The sequence below is a fragment of the Sinorhizobium sp. FG01 genome, from assembly GCF_002531875.1.
GTDB lineage: Bacteria > Pseudomonadota > Alphaproteobacteria > Rhizobiales > Rhizobiaceae > Sinorhizobium > Sinorhizobium fredii_C.
Window position 1 is genome coordinate 326,126 of record NZ_NWTB01000004.1, and the last position, 13,004, is coordinate 339,129.

Below are 13,004 nucleotides of genomic sequence, written 5' to 3' on the forward strand. Positions count from 1 at the left end.
GTCGGTGATCTAGAGGATGCTTATCCGGGGTTGTGTGGTTCAATACAGCCTGCAGACTAAAGTTATGGTTAACCAATAGTGGATAGGGTGACGATATTCTCTTTCTAGGAATATCGTCATGAAACAAACCCTGTTCGCAACGACTGCGATCTTGATTTCAGCAATGAGTGCTGAAGCTGCCGACATGGATGGGCCGCTGGTTAGCGATTTTGCCGACAGTGGCGCGTCCTATGAAGAAGCCTCGCCTGCTGTAGCAAGTCCCGTGGTTGGCTATGTCGAGGGCGAGCTTCATGCCGGAAAGACGTCGGACTCCGATCTGGACAGCAAGGGCTGGGCTCTGCGCGGCGCAGTCAATTTCGACGCCGGCTCCGGCCTCAACCTCCAGGCTGACGGCGGGTATGGCCAGACGGATATCGATGACGCCGATTATGACAACGCCTATGGCGCAGCGCACGTCTATTATCGCCCAACCCAGGATTATGCATTGGGCGCATTCTTTCAAAGCTCGCGGCTCGGAACTGGTTTTGCGTCGGGGCTGGCGGGAGGAAGCGACGATGTCACCGACAATTCCGGTGGCATCGAAGCTGCCTATTTCGACGCCGTGGGCACGGCCTATACTCAACTGGGCTACGGCAAGTCCGACATCGTCGGCCTCGATGCCGACCACTATTTCGGAAAGATCGGCGCTCGACTCTATCTTACCGACAACATGCGGATCGACGGCGAACTCGGGCTGCACAACTTCGACTTCGACGTCGCCGATGCGAAGCTCGATCTGACGACGGCCTCGATCATCGGCAATTACCGTCCGGAGGCCATGCCCTTCACGGTGTTCGCCGGATACCGCTACGACCGCGCGAGCCTCGAAAGCGGCGGCATCGATTTCGAACCGGAAAATAGCCACACGCTGACAACGGGATTGCGCTACAACTTCGGCTCTTCGACGCTCAAGCAGGAAGAGCGTAGCGGTCCGGCCTGGACCACTACCACCCTGCTGCCTTGATCCGCTGACCTCGCCCTCCAGGATCGAGTTCAAGAACGCAGTGACGTTCCGGGACGGCACGTCACTGCGGCGCGCGGGCTTTACTTCTCCGCCGACAATATTCTTGTGAAAAATCCGAGACTAGGGCACAATTTGTAAACGCATCTGAAGTGCGGCGCTACCCCAAATCTGACCATCTCGCGCCGAGTGACAGTTCGCGTGTGAGGGGTCGGCGTCGATGGATCAGGGCTTCTTTCTTCTGTTCGCCACTGTAGCTGTGATCACCGCCCTGATTGTGGTGCTGGCCCGCAATCCGGTTCACAGCGCCCTGGCCCTGATGGCCTGTTTCCTGCAGATTTCGGCCGTCTTCGTGCTGCTCGAGGCACCCTTGCTCGCGGTCGTCCAGATCTTCGTCTATGTCGGCGCGATCATGGTGCTGTTCCTCTTCGTGATCATGATGATCGATGTGCGCGAGGCGGTGTTGCAGCGGTTCGTGCCGGGTGGAAACCTGCCGGCCCTGGCGCTGCTCGTGCTGCTCGGGGCCGAGATGCTCGTGCTGGTGCTGTCGAGCGACCGCTTTTCGGCCACGGAACCCGCCGCCATGGCGGAGGGCGACCAGATCCGAGCACTCAGCACGACCCTGTTTGCCGATTATCTCCTGCCGTTTGAAGCCGCCTCCGTCATCCTGCTGGCGGCGCTCGTGGGCGCGATCGTGCTGGCACGGAAGGAGTCGGGGTGATGGTTCCGCTCTGGTGGCACATTTCGCTCGGCGTGATCCTCTTCGTGATCGGGGCGGCGGGTGTGCTCCTGAGGCGCAATATCCTCGTCGTGCTGATGTCGCTGGAGCTGCTGCTCAACTCGATCAATATCAACTTCATCGCTTTCGGGCGTTACTATGCCGATTTCCGCGGCCAGATCTTCGCGATCTTCGTCATCGCGATCACCGCCGCGGAGGTTGCCGTCGCCCTCGGTATCCTGGTTGCCCTCGTGCGGAACAAGTCGACCCTCAAGGTCGACGACGTCACCGTGATGAAAGGATAGCCGCTTGGATCCGGTGATCTCCATCCGGCCCCTGCTTGCCGTCGCCGTCGCGGGCCTGGCGGCTCTGGCAGTTCTCTTTCTCCACAAGCGTGAAAATGTCCGCGATCTCGTCTCGCCGCTCGCCGCGGTCGTCATGTTCGCGATCGTCGCTTCAATGGCGCCGACGGTGCTTTCGGGCGGCACGGTCGAGTTGCGGCTGTTCGAGATCCTGCCCGGGATCGACTTCGCGTTCCGGGTCGATGCGCTCGGCATGGTGTTTGCCACCGTCTCGTCGCTCTTATGGATCGTGGCGGCGATCTATTCCATCGGCTATATGCGGCATTTGCACGAGCACGCGCAGACCCGCTTCTTCGCCTGCTTCGCCACCAGCCTCGCGGCCGCCGTCGGCGGCGCCTTCGCCGCCAATCTGTTCACGCTGGTGATCTTCTACGAGGTGCTGAGCCTCGTCACCTATCCGCTCGTCTACCACCACGAAGACGAAGCGGGCTGGGCGGGCAGCCGCAAGTATCTCGTCTATCTGATGGGCGCCTCGAAGAGCGTGCTGCTGGCGGCGCTGGCGCTCACCTATCACATCTCCGGGTCGCTCGACTTCGCGCCCGGGGGACTGTTGGCGAAGGCCGATGCCTCGGCGGCGCTGCTGACGGTCGTCTATTTCTGCTATCTGTTCGGCTTCGCCAAGGCGGCCGTGATGCCGATGCATGCCTGGCTGCCTGCCGCAATGGTGGCGCCGACCCCGGTCAGCGCGCTCCTGCATGCGGTGGCCGTCGTCAAGATGGGCGTGTTCTGCGTGCTCAGGATAGTGTTCCACGTCTTCGGCACGGGGCTGATGGGCGGCTTGGGTCTCGGCATCGCGACCGCCTACCTGGTCTCCTTCACGATCCTGATGGCGTCGATCTATGCGCTCACGCGCGACGATCTAAAGGCGCGGCTCGCCTATTCGACGGTCAGCCAGCTCTCCTACGTGGTGCTGGGCGCGGTTCTGCTCTCGCCGGTCGCGATGGTCGGCGGGATCATCCACATCGCTGCGCACGCCTTCTCCAAGATCACCCTCTTTTTCTGCGCCGGGTCGATCTATTGCGCTTCGGGAAAACGCAACATCAGCGACATGGCCGGTATCGGCCGGAGGCTGCCCTGGACGATGGGAGCGTTCTTCGTCGCCTCGCTCAGCATGATCGGCGTGCCGCCGACCGCGGGCTTCGTCAGCAAATGGTACCTGACGCTCGGTTCCGTCCAGGCGGGGGAGATCGCGTTCCTGATCGTGCTTCTGGCAAGCTCGGTGCTGAACGCCGCCTATTTCCTACCGGTCAGCTATGTCGCCTTTTTTGGCGGAGAGGGGCCCGAGGGGCTATCGAAGGTCCGTGAAATTCCGCTGGTGACTGTCCCTCTGGTTGCGACGGCGGTCCTGTCGGTGCTGATGGGCATCTTCCCCGGCTATTTCCTCGCCCTGGCGGAAGGAGTGGCTCGATGATCAAGAGCATCGTCGATTTCTTTGGCGATGAAGCCTATGCGCGGTACCGGCACCGGCTGTTCTATCTGGTGCTCGCGCTGATCGTCGTCGCCGACTTCGTCGTCCCGCGCGACCATGTCGAATATCTGTGGGAGCGGCTGCCTGGCTGGTCGGCCGTCTACGGCTTCGTCTCCTGCGTGCTGCTGATTTTCGTTTCCAAGTTCCTCGGCCATCAGGGCGGGCTCATGCGGCGCGAGGACTATTATGATTGAGTTCGTCCATCCCGCTCTGCTGTTCGTTCTCGGTGCCGTGCCGATCCCTTTCCTTCCGCGATCGATCCGCAAGGCCTATCTGTTGCTGATCCCGGTGCTGGCGATCTTCGCCGTGCTCGCTCTCCAGCCGGGAAGCTATGGCGCGGCGCAGTTTCTCGGCCAGGAGATCCTGATCGCCAAGGTCGACAAGCTGAGCATCGTCTTTGCCACGGTCTTCACCATCATGGCGCTGATCGGCACGGTCTATGCGCTGCACCTGACCGAGGCCGGCCAGCATGTGGCGGCCTTCGTCTATGTCGGCAGCGCGCTCGGCGTGGTGTTCGCCGGCGACTACCTGACGCTCTATCTCTTCTGGGAGGGCATGGCTTTTGCCTCCGCCTACCTGGTTTTCGCCCAGGGAGGCGAGAAGGCGATCGGCGCCGCGTTCCGCTACCTCATGGTCCACGTCACCGGCGGCGTCGTGCTGCTCGGCGGTGTCGTCCTTCACGCGCTTGCCAGCGGATCGCTGCTTTTCGGCCCGATCGAGGGCAATATCGGTGCCGGCGCCTATCTGATCCTTGCCGGCTTCCTGCTTAATGCCGCCGTGCCGCCGCTCAATGCCTGGCTGACCGATGCCTATCCGGAGGCGACGGTTACCGGGGCGGTTTTCATGAGCGCCTTTACCACCAAGACTGCCGTCTATGTGCTGGCGCGGGCCTTTCCGGGGACCGAACTCCTGGTCTGGCTCGGCACGGCGATGGCGCTCTACGGGGTCGTCTACGCCGTGCTGGAAAACGACTGCCGGCGCCTGCTCGCCTATCATATCGTCAGCCAGGTGGGCTACATGGTGGCCGGCGTTGGCATCGGCACCGAGGTGGCCGTGAACGGTGCGACCAGCCATGCCTTCGCGCATATCCTCTATAAGGCGCTGCTGTTCATGGGGGCAGGGGCGGTGATCTACGTCACCGGACGGCGCAAGCTCACCGAACTCGGCGGTCTCTACCGGACCATGCCGTTGACGGTGGCGCTCTACATGATCGGCGCCTTCGCGATCTCGGCCTTTCCGTTCTTCTCGGGCTTCGTCACCAAGTCGATGGTGGTGGCCGCCGCCGGAGAGGATCACCGTGCGCTGGTGATGCTGGCGCTGACGATGGCCTCGTCGGGGACGTTCCTGCATACCGGGCTCAAGCTGCCCTACTACATGTTCTTCGGCACCGACCGCGGCCTTCAGGCGCGGGAGCCGCCCGGCAACATGCTGGTGGCGATGGCCATGGCGGCGACGCTCTGCGTTGCGATCGGGGTTTTCCCAGGGCCACTCTACGCGCTTCTTCCTTATCCGGTTGCCTTCGAACCCTATACCGGCGCTCACATCACCGAGAGCCTCGGCGTGCTGATGTTCACCGCCCTGGGCTTCGTGCTGTTCTTGAAGGCGCTCGACCCGGAGAGCACCATCAGCATCGACACCGACTGGTTCTATCGCAAAGGGGCGCGGGCCTTCATGTGGTTCGCCGAGCGGCCGCTGGCCCGTTACGAGAAGGCGGTGAGCGACGTCTCCGAGACGACGGCGCTGCCCTTGCTGCACGGGACGGCACGGACCGGGCTGCGGGTCGACCTCAACGGCGTGGATGCCATCGTCAATGGCGTGGCGCATGCGATCCTTGACGGCGGCGGGGTGTTGCGGCGGCTGCAGACCGGCGTCGTGACGCATTATGCGCTGGCGATGATTGCCGGTCTGATCGCGGCCATCGCGGTCTTCGCCGTCGTGTGGCGATAGGGGGTGCGATGACGTTCCCGCTGCTCAGCCTTATCGTCTTCCTGCCCGCTGCCGGGGCAGCGGTTCTGATGTGCCTGCGCAACGACGACGCGGTGCGCTGGACGGCGCTCGGTTTCACGGTGGCCGACCTCGCGCTCGCGGTGGCGATGCTGGCCGCTTTCGACACCACGACTCACGAGATGCAGTTCACCGAGAGGCACCCCTGGGTGCCGGCAATCGGGATCACCTATGCGCTCGGCGTCGACGGCATCAGCGCTCTCTTCGTGTTCCTGACGGCGCTACTCGGCTGGATCTGCGTCCTCGCCTCGTGGGTGGCGATCGACCGCAAGGTCAAGGAGTTCATGGTCGCCCTGCTTTCGATGCAGACGCTGATGCTCGGAGTGTTCTCAGCGCTCGACCTGTTCCTGTTCTACGTCTGCTGGGAGGCGATGCTGATCCCGATGTATCTGATCATCGGCGTCTGGGGGGGCGACGGCCGGGTCTATGCGGCGTTCAAGTTCTTCCTCTACACGCTGGCCGGCAGCCTGCTGTTCCTGATTGGCGTCATCGTGCTTTATTTCCACGGCGGCCGGACCTTCGATATTCTTGCTTTGAGCGCGCAGGATCTGCCGTTCGATGTCCAGGCCTGGCTGTTCTTCGCCTTCCTGATCGCCTTCGCGGTAAAAGTACCGATGGTTCCGGTCCACACCTGGCTGCCGGACGCGCATGTCCAGGCGCCGACGGCGGGCAGCATCATTCTCGCCGGCGTACTTCTGAAGATGGGCGCCTACGGCTTCCTGCGCTTCTCGCTGCCGATGCTGCCGGAGGCATCGGTCTATTATTCGACGCTGATGCTGGCCCTTTCGGCGCTCGCCATCGTCTATGGCGGTCTGCTTGCGCTCGCGCAGGACGATCTGAAGAAGCTGGTCGCCTATTCCAGCATCAGCCACATGGGCTTTGTAACGATGGGGATTTTCGCCCTCAATCTGCGCGGGCTCGAAGGCGGCATCCTGCAGATGTTCAATCATGGCGTGACGACGGGCGCGCTGTTCCTGTTCGTCGGCGTGATCTACGAACGGACCCATACGCGCAGCATCGCCAATTATGGCGGGCTGATGAAGGTTGCGCCAGTCTATACCGGATTTCTTGCGCTGTTCACCCTCTCGTCGATGGCGCTGCCGGGCACCAATTCGTTCGTCGGCGAGCTGCTGGTGCTGTCGGGCGGCTTTGCCGCCAACATGGCCGTCGGCACAGCCGCCGTTCTGGGGGCATTGCTGAGCGCCGCCTATCTGCTTGGAATGTATCGCAAGGTCGCACTCGGTCCGGCGAGCGTCGGTGCCCGGTATCAGATCCGCGACGTGAACGGCCGCGAGATCGCGGCGATACTGCCGCTGGCGGTTTTCGTGCTCTGGGTCGGGCTTTATCCGAAACCCTTCCTCAACGTCATCGACGCCTCGGTGAAGCATCTGCTGACCGAGGTGCACGGCCAGGAGATCGGACAATGACCGCCGCCGTGCTTTTCCAATGGATGCTGGCAAGCCTGCCGGAAATCATCGTGATCACCGGCGCTTGCATCCTGTTGATCCTGGGGCAGTTGGTACGGCGGGAACAGCTGCTCTTCTGGGCCTCCGTCGCGGTCGTACTGATCGCCGCTCTCGCGACGTTTCTGCTGGCGGGCGAGGTGCGGCCGGCCTATTCGGGCATGTTCGTTGCCGATCGCTTCGCGGTCTTCTTCAAGTTTGTCTTCTATCTGGCCACGGTCCTGACGCTCCTGCTTTCGCGGAAATATGCCGATATCGAAGGGATCGGCAGCAGCGAATACTATGTCATGCTGCTCTTCGCGCTGTCGGGCATGATGATCATGGCCTCGGCGACCGATCTCCTGTCGATTTATGTGGGCCTCGAACTGATGGTGCTCTGCACCTATGTGCTGACCGGCTTCCTCCGGCATGAGCGGCGGTCGAACGAGGCGGCGCTGAAATATGTGATCCTCGGCGCCGTTTCGACCGGCATTTTCCTTTATGGCGTTTCGCTTGTCTATGGGCTCACTGGGACGACGCAGCTGGATGCCATGGCCGCTGCGGTGAGCGGCGATCCGCTCGATCCGGGCTTGCTGCTGGCGGTGGTTTTCATCGTCGCGGGGCTGGTCTTCAAGGTCGGCGCGGTGCCGTTCCATATGTGGGTGCCGGACGTCTATGAAGGCGCGCCGACGACGGTCACCGCCTTCATGTCGGTGGGGCCGAAGGCGGCGGGGTTCGCGGTGATCCTTCGGGTGTTCCTCAATCCGCTGGTCGCAGCCTCGGACGTCTGGATCATAGTCGCGGTCATTGCGGTGGTGACGGCGGCGCTCGGCAGCTTTGTGGCGCTGGTGCAGGACAATTTCAAGCGGCTGCTCGCCTATTCGAGTATCGCCCATGCGGGGTTCGCCACGTTCGGCGTGGTGGCCGGCGGGGTGGACGGGGTCGCCAGCGTGATGCTCTATCTGCTGATCTACGCCTTCATGAATCTCGGCATTTTTGGCGCCGTTATCATGATGCGGAGCGGTGATTTTTCCGGCGAGGTCATCGAAGACTATGCCGGCTTCGCCAAGGCGCACCCGGGGCTGGCGCTTCTCATGCTCATCTATCTGTTTTCGCTTGCTGGCATCCCGCCGACTGCCGGGTTTTTCGCCAAGTTCTACGTGCTCACCGCGCTCGTCGAGCGCGGTTTCGTCTTCCTGGCGGTGGTCGCGGTGCTGTTGAGTGCCGTCGCCGCCTATTTTTACATCCGCATCGTCATGGTGATCTACATGCGCGAGCCGGAGCGGGCCTTCGAACCGGCACTGACGCCCTTTGTCCGCGCCACGCTCGCCTGCACCGCCGCCGGCACCATCGGCATCGGCCTTTTTCCGGAGTGGTTCCTGAGGCTTGCCCAACACTCGGCTTTTGGCGGCTGATGGATTGGATTTGCAATGGTCCGTTCGACGGAATAGACTGCAAGTTCAAGAAAGAATTGCTCAAATTCGCTTCCAGGGCGAGCGCTTTTTTGACCCGGCATGGGGTCGGCCCTGACGAAAGCCCTCGATGAACGGGGCATGCGAGATGACTGCGATCGAATTCCTGCCGGTTCTTGTGATGATCGCCGGAGTTGTTCTGGTGGTCGGGGCGACTTTGTTTGTCTCATCGCTGCTGCGTCCCTCCAATCCCTATCCCGAAAAGAACATGCCCTATGAGTGCGGCATGGACCCGGCCGGCGAGGCCGCCGGGGGCCGCTTCCGGGTGCAGTTCTATATTCTCGCGATCCTGCTGGTCGTCTTTGACGTCGAGACGATGTTCCTGTTTCCCTGGGCCGTCGTGCTGAAGGAGATCGGCCTGATTGGCTTTGTCGAGATGTTCGTCTTCATCGTTCTGCTTCTCGTGGGCTTCGCCTACGCCTGGTTGAAGGGGGCGCTCGAATGGGAGGCTTGAACAACGCATTCCGCGACAGCGTGCTCTTCACCACGGCCGACAGCGTCATCAGCTGGAGCCGCCGGTCGGCGCTGTGGCCCGAGACTTTCGGTATCGCCTGCTGCGCCATCGAGATGATCTCGGCAGGCTGCGCCCGCTATGATCTCGACCGGTTCGGGGTGGTGTTCCGGCCGTCGCCCCGGCAGTCCGACGTGATGATCATCGCTGGTACCGTGACGCGGAAGTTTGCGCCCGTGGTGCGCCGGCTCTATGACCAGATGCCGGAGCCCCGCTGGGTAATCGCCATGGGCACCTGCGCCATTTCCGGCGGGGTCTACAACACCTATGCGGTGGTGCAGGGGGCGGAAACTTTCGTGCCGGTGGACGTTCACGTGCCGGGCTGTCCGCCACGGCCTGAGGCGCTGATGCACGGTTTCCTGCTGCTTCAGGAGAAGATCAAGAAGACCAGGGCGCTCGCCGGGACGCCATTGGACCGGATCGCCGCATCATGAGCGTAACGACGTCCGTTATCAGCACCCTTATCGCGGAACGTTTCGGAGAGGCCATCGAGGACCTTGGCTTCTCGCTTGGGGTTCACGCTTTTGCTGCTCCGCCAGACAGGATCGTCGAGCTTTGCCGGTTGCTGAAGGAGCACCCGGAACTGCGCTTCGATTTCCTGTCAGACGTCTGCGGTGTCGACCACTATCCCGAGCAGCCGCGCTACGAGGCCGTCTATCACCTCTATTCGCTGCCGAACAAATGGCGCGTCCGGATCAAATGCCGCCTCGGCGATCCGCCGCGGGTGCCCTCGGTGACGGGCGTCTGGCGCACGGCCAACTGGCATGAGCGCGAGGCCTGGGACATGTACGGGATCACGTTCGAGGGACATCCCGACTTGCGCCGCATCTATATGTGGGAAGGCTTCGAGGGCTTCCCACAGCGCAAGGACTTTCCACTTCGAGGCTACAGGGACGAACTGAACCCGTTCGGCGCCGAAGGGCCGGCGCCAAACCAGCCGGACCTTGCCACCAGGGACATTCCATCGGGGGGCCGTACGACACCGGGAACGTGAGATGACCGAAGTCACTGAGCTCATGAGGCCTGAGGGCGAAGCGCTCGACACCAAGGAGGTGCTTCTCAATCTCGGCCCGCAGCATCCGAGCACTCACGGGGTGCTGCGGCTCGTGCTCGAGCTCGACGGCGAATATGTCGCCCGCGTCGATCCGCATATCGGCTATCTGCACCGCGGCACCGAGAAACTCGCCGAGAGCTTCACCTACACGCAGATCTTTCCGCTCACCGACCGGCTCGACTATGTCTGTCCGCCCTCGAACAACCTCGCCTTCGCGCTGGCAGTCGAGAAGCTGCTGGGCATCGAAGCGCCGATCCGCGCGCAATATATCCGCGTGCTGATGGCCGAGCTGGCGCGGATCTCCGGCCATCTGCTGATCACCGGCGCGCTGCCGATGGATCTCGGTGCCATGACCGCGCTGCTTTACGCCATGCGCGAGCGCGAAATGATCATGGACCTCCTGGAAATGGTCACCGGCGCGCGCATGCACACTTCCTTTTGCCGGGTGGGCGGCGTGCGCGAGGACCTGCCGGACGGCTTCCTCCCCAAGGTCCGGGAGTTCTGCGACATCTTCCCGCACCGGATCCGCGACTACGAACGGCTGATCGAGGACAATCGGGTGTTCCTGAAGCGGACCCAAGGCGTCGGTATAATTTCGCCCGAGGACGGCATCGACCTCGGCTTGAGCGGTCCCAACTTGCGCGCGTCCGGCGTCGACTGGGACATTCGCCGCGACGAACCTTACGAGATCTACGACCGGCTCGATTTCAACGTCATTACCCGCGACGAGGGCGACTGCTATGCGCGCTGGCAGTGCCGGGTCGAGGAAATGCGGGAGAGCGTGCGGATCATCGAGCAATGTCTCGACCAGATGCCGGACGGGCCGTTCCAGGTCGACATGCCGACGATCGCCTTTCCCATGGACAAGGATCGCGTGCACTGTTCGATGGAGGCGCTGATCCAGCATTTCGACCTGTCGGCCTACGGCTTCAAGGTGCCGAAGGGCGAGGTCTATTCGGCGATCGAGGCGCCAAAGGGCGAGCTCGGCTTCTACATCGTCAGCGACGGGTCGGAAAAGCCGTTCCGCATGAGGGTGCGGGCACCGTCCTTCGTCAACCTCCAGGCGCTCTTCGGGGTCAGCAACGCCCGCTATCTGGCGGACATGATCGCCGTGCTCGGCAGCCTCGACCCCGTGATGGCGGAGGTGGACAAGTAGCAGGAGTTTGAACCCGATGAGCATGCGCGAAAAGATCGAGGAAGCGGCGGCGCGGTATCCCGACCAGCGCTCGGCAATCATGCCCGCACTGCTCATCGCGCAGCAGGAACATGGCCATCTGCCCGGTCCGATACTGGAGGAAATCGCCGACATACTCGGCGTCGAGCGGATCTGGGTCTACGAGTTGGCGACCTTTTACACGCTCTTCCATACGGAGCCCATCGGAGCCTTCCACCTGCAGCTCTGCGACAATGTCTCCTGCATGCTCTGCGGATCCGAGGCGCTTTTGAAGCATCTGGAAGCGGTGCTGGCGATCAAGACGGGCGAGACCTCTCCGGACCGCGTGTTCACGCTTTCGACCGTCGAGTGCCTCGGTGCCTGCGAGATGGCTCCGGTAATGCAGGTCGGCGACGACTATTACGGCGACCTCGATATCGGCCGGATCGATAAGCTTCTCGCCAGGCTGCGGGCCGAGGCGGGGCAAGTGATAGGCGGCGCCGATACCGCCGCCGCGGCACCGCCGGGAGAATAGAGTCATGTTCGAACCGGTTCTCCTCAAGAATATCGATGCGCCGGATGGCCATCTGCTCGCTACCTACGAGGCCGGCGGCGGCTACCAGGCTCTAGCCAAGGTGCTGCGTGAGCACACGCCCGACGAGGTCATCGAGCTCGTCAAACAGTCCAATCTGCGCGGTCGCGGCGGCGCCGGATTCCCGACGGGGATGAAGTGGGGGTTCGTGCCGAAGCGGGCCGACAAGCCGAAATATCTCTGCTGCAATGCCGACGAGGGCGAGCCGGGAACCTTCAAGGACCGGATCATCATGGAACGCGACCCGCATCAACTCGTCGAGGGGCTGGCGGTCAGCGCCTATGCGATCGGGGCGGAAACCGCCTATGTCTACGTCCGCGGCGAATATGTGAAGGCCATTCGTCGCCTGGAACAGGCGATCGCCGAGGCGCGGGAAAAGGGCTATCTCGGAGAGGGAGTCCTCGGATCGGATTTCAATTTCACGATCCACATTCACTGCGGCGCCGGCGCCTATATCTGCGGCGAGGAAACCGCGATGCTCGAATCGCTCGAGGGCAGGCGGGCGCAACCGAGATTGAAGCCGCCCTTTCCGGCAGTTGCCGGGCTCTACGCCAGCCCTACGGTGATCAACAACGTCGAAACGCTCGCCTGCGTGCCGCATATCGTGATGCGGGGGCCTCACTGGTTCCGGAGTATCGGCCCGGACAAGAGCCCCGGTCCGAAGCTCTACTGTATCAGCGGTCATGTGAAGAAACCCGGGCTCTACGAGCTGCCGATGGGCATACCGTTGCGCGAACTGGTCGAGGACCACGCAGGCGGACCGCTGCCGGGGCGCCGGATCAAGGCGGTGATCCCGGGCGGGGTCTCGGCCCCGGTTATCCCTCGGGAAGGTCTGGATGTCGGCATGGATTTCGACTCGCTGGCGGCCGCCGGCTCGATGCTCGGTTCGGCTGGGGTGATCGTGATCGACGACTCGACCTGCATGGTCAAGGTCGCCACCCGCATCATCGAATTCTTCCATCACGAATCCTGCGGCAAGTGCACGCCATGCCGCGAAGGATTGAATTGGGTCGTCAAGGTGCTGCGCCGGATCGAGGCGGGGGAGGGCGCCCCCGGCGATCTCGAGCAGTTGGACAAGCTCTGCAAGGGCATATTCGGCAACACCTTTTGTGCCTTGGGCGACGGCGCGGCGATGGGCCTGCGGGCGGCACTCGCGCATTTCCGCGATGAGTTCGTCGCCCATATCGAAGAGCGGCGGTGCCCGTTTCACTGAAGGCGGGCCGGGAGG

General features: G+C 62.7%; 14 protein-coding genes. All 14 read left to right on the plus strand.

The window, feature by feature from the left end; all coding sequences use genetic code 11:
- Positions 1-118 precede the first annotated feature (118 nt).
- On the plus strand, positions 119-1,003 hold the full coding sequence (locus tag CO656_RS07025; protein WP_097525267.1) for a hypothetical protein: 885 nt from the start codon (positions 119-121) through the stop codon (positions 1,001-1,003).
- A 217-nt stretch (positions 1,004-1,220) separates the two neighbouring features.
- Positions 1,221-1,721, plus strand: a complete 501-nt coding sequence (locus tag CO656_RS07030) for an NADH-quinone oxidoreductase subunit J (protein WP_097525268.1) — start codon at positions 1,221-1,223, stop codon at positions 1,719-1,721.
- Complete coding sequence (gene nuoK, locus CO656_RS07035) at positions 1,721-2,023, plus strand: NADH-quinone oxidoreductase subunit NuoK (protein ID WP_097525269.1); 303 nt, start codon at positions 1,721-1,723, stop codon at positions 2,021-2,023. Before CO656_RS07030 ends, nuoK begins: the two co-directional genes overlap by 1 nt.
- 4 nt (positions 2,024-2,027) lie before the next feature.
- Positions 2,028-3,491 (plus strand): monovalent cation/H+ antiporter subunit D family protein, encoded by a 1,464-nt coding sequence (locus tag CO656_RS07040; protein ID WP_097525270.1) that lies wholly within the window; start codon positions 2,028-2,030, stop codon positions 3,489-3,491.
- The gene (locus CO656_RS07045) at positions 3,488-3,742 is read left to right on the plus strand and encodes a hypothetical protein (RefSeq protein ID WP_037415146.1); all 255 of its coding nucleotides are present in this window, start codon (positions 3,488-3,490) and stop codon (positions 3,740-3,742) included. Before CO656_RS07040 ends, CO656_RS07045 begins: the two co-directional genes overlap by 4 nt.
- Positions 3,735-5,495: a Na(+)/H(+) antiporter subunit D gene (locus CO656_RS07050; RefSeq protein WP_097525271.1), complete on the plus strand. Its 1,761-nt coding sequence runs from the start codon at positions 3,735-3,737 to the stop codon at positions 5,493-5,495. Before CO656_RS07045 ends, CO656_RS07050 begins: the two co-directional genes overlap by 8 nt.
- 8 nt (positions 5,496-5,503) lie before the next feature.
- The gene (locus tag CO656_RS07055; RefSeq protein ID WP_097525272.1) at positions 5,504-6,979 is read left to right on the plus strand and encodes an NADH-quinone oxidoreductase subunit M; all 1,476 of its coding nucleotides are present in this window, start codon (positions 5,504-5,506) and stop codon (positions 6,977-6,979) included.
- Positions 6,976-8,409 carry an NADH-quinone oxidoreductase subunit N gene (locus CO656_RS07060; RefSeq protein ID WP_097525273.1) on the plus strand — a complete coding sequence of 478 codons (1,434 nt, stop codon included), beginning with the start codon at positions 6,976-6,978 and terminating at the stop codon, positions 8,407-8,409. The genes CO656_RS07055 and CO656_RS07060 overlap by 4 nt, the downstream gene beginning before the upstream one ends.
- A 145-nt stretch (positions 8,410-8,554) precedes the next feature.
- Entirely contained in the window at positions 8,555-8,920 is a 366-nt protein-coding gene (locus tag CO656_RS07065) for an NADH-quinone oxidoreductase subunit A (RefSeq protein ID WP_037415296.1), read from the plus strand.
- On the plus strand, positions 8,908-9,411 hold the full coding sequence (gene nuoB / locus CO656_RS07070; protein ID WP_037415152.1) for an NADH-quinone oxidoreductase subunit NuoB: 504 nt from the start codon (positions 8,908-8,910) through the stop codon (positions 9,409-9,411). The genes CO656_RS07065 and nuoB overlap by 13 nt, the downstream gene beginning before the upstream one ends.
- Complete coding sequence (locus CO656_RS07075) at positions 9,408-9,971, plus strand: NADH-quinone oxidoreductase subunit C (protein WP_097525274.1); 564 nt, start codon at positions 9,408-9,410, stop codon at positions 9,969-9,971. The genes nuoB and CO656_RS07075 overlap by 4 nt, the downstream gene beginning before the upstream one ends.
- A gap of 1 nt (position 9,972) precedes the next feature.
- On the plus strand, positions 9,973-11,187 hold the full coding sequence (gene nuoD, locus CO656_RS07080) for an NADH dehydrogenase (quinone) subunit D (RefSeq protein ID WP_097525275.1): 1,215 nt from the start codon (positions 9,973-9,975) through the stop codon (positions 11,185-11,187).
- Positions 11,188-11,203: 16 nt separating this feature from the next.
- The gene (nuoE, locus tag CO656_RS07085; RefSeq protein ID WP_097525276.1) at positions 11,204-11,719 is read left to right on the plus strand and encodes an NADH-quinone oxidoreductase subunit NuoE; all 516 of its coding nucleotides are present in this window, start codon (positions 11,204-11,206) and stop codon (positions 11,717-11,719) included.
- Positions 11,720-11,723: 4 nt separating this feature from the next.
- On the plus strand, positions 11,724-12,989 hold the full coding sequence (nuoF, locus tag CO656_RS07090) for an NADH-quinone oxidoreductase subunit NuoF (protein WP_097525277.1): 1,266 nt from the start codon (positions 11,724-11,726) through the stop codon (positions 12,987-12,989).
- Positions 12,990-13,004: the final 15 nt, after the last annotated feature.

What these genes read in the sequence shown, in the direction of transcription:
- CO656_RS07025 (WP_097525267.1), top strand. Translation starts at nt 119, where the DNA reads ATGAAACAAACCCTGTTCGCAACGACTGCGATCTTGATTTCAGCAATG.
- CO656_RS07065 (WP_037415296.1), top strand. Translation starts at nt 8,555, where the DNA reads ATGACTGCGATCGAATTCCTGCCGGTTCTTGTGATGATCGCCGGAGTT.
- nuoB (WP_037415152.1), top strand. Translation starts at nt 8,908, where the DNA reads ATGGGAGGCTTGAACAACGCATTCCGCGACAGCGTGCTCTTCACCACG.
- CO656_RS07050 (WP_097525271.1), top strand. Translation starts at nt 3,735, where the DNA reads ATGATTGAGTTCGTCCATCCCGCTCTGCTGTTCGTTCTCGGTGCCGTG.
- CO656_RS07030 (WP_097525268.1), top strand. Translation starts at nt 1,221, where the DNA reads ATGGATCAGGGCTTCTTTCTTCTGTTCGCCACTGTAGCTGTGATCACC.
- nuoK (WP_097525269.1), top strand. Translation starts at nt 1,721, where the DNA reads ATGGTTCCGCTCTGGTGGCACATTTCGCTCGGCGTGATCCTCTTCGTG.
- nuoF (WP_097525277.1), top strand. Translation starts at nt 11,724, where the DNA reads ATGTTCGAACCGGTTCTCCTCAAGAATATCGATGCGCCGGATGGCCAT.
- nuoE (WP_097525276.1), top strand. Translation starts at nt 11,204, where the DNA reads ATGAGCATGCGCGAAAAGATCGAGGAAGCGGCGGCGCGGTATCCCGAC.
- CO656_RS07075 (WP_097525274.1), top strand. Translation starts at nt 9,408, where the DNA reads ATGAGCGTAACGACGTCCGTTATCAGCACCCTTATCGCGGAACGTTTC.
- CO656_RS07060 (WP_097525273.1), top strand. Translation starts at nt 6,976, where the DNA reads ATGACCGCCGCCGTGCTTTTCCAATGGATGCTGGCAAGCCTGCCGGAA.
- nuoD (WP_097525275.1), top strand. Translation starts at nt 9,973, where the DNA reads ATGACCGAAGTCACTGAGCTCATGAGGCCTGAGGGCGAAGCGCTCGAC.
- CO656_RS07055 (WP_097525272.1), top strand. Translation starts at nt 5,504, where the DNA reads ATGACGTTCCCGCTGCTCAGCCTTATCGTCTTCCTGCCCGCTGCCGGG.
- CO656_RS07045 (WP_037415146.1), top strand. Translation starts at nt 3,488, where the DNA reads ATGATCAAGAGCATCGTCGATTTCTTTGGCGATGAAGCCTATGCGCGG.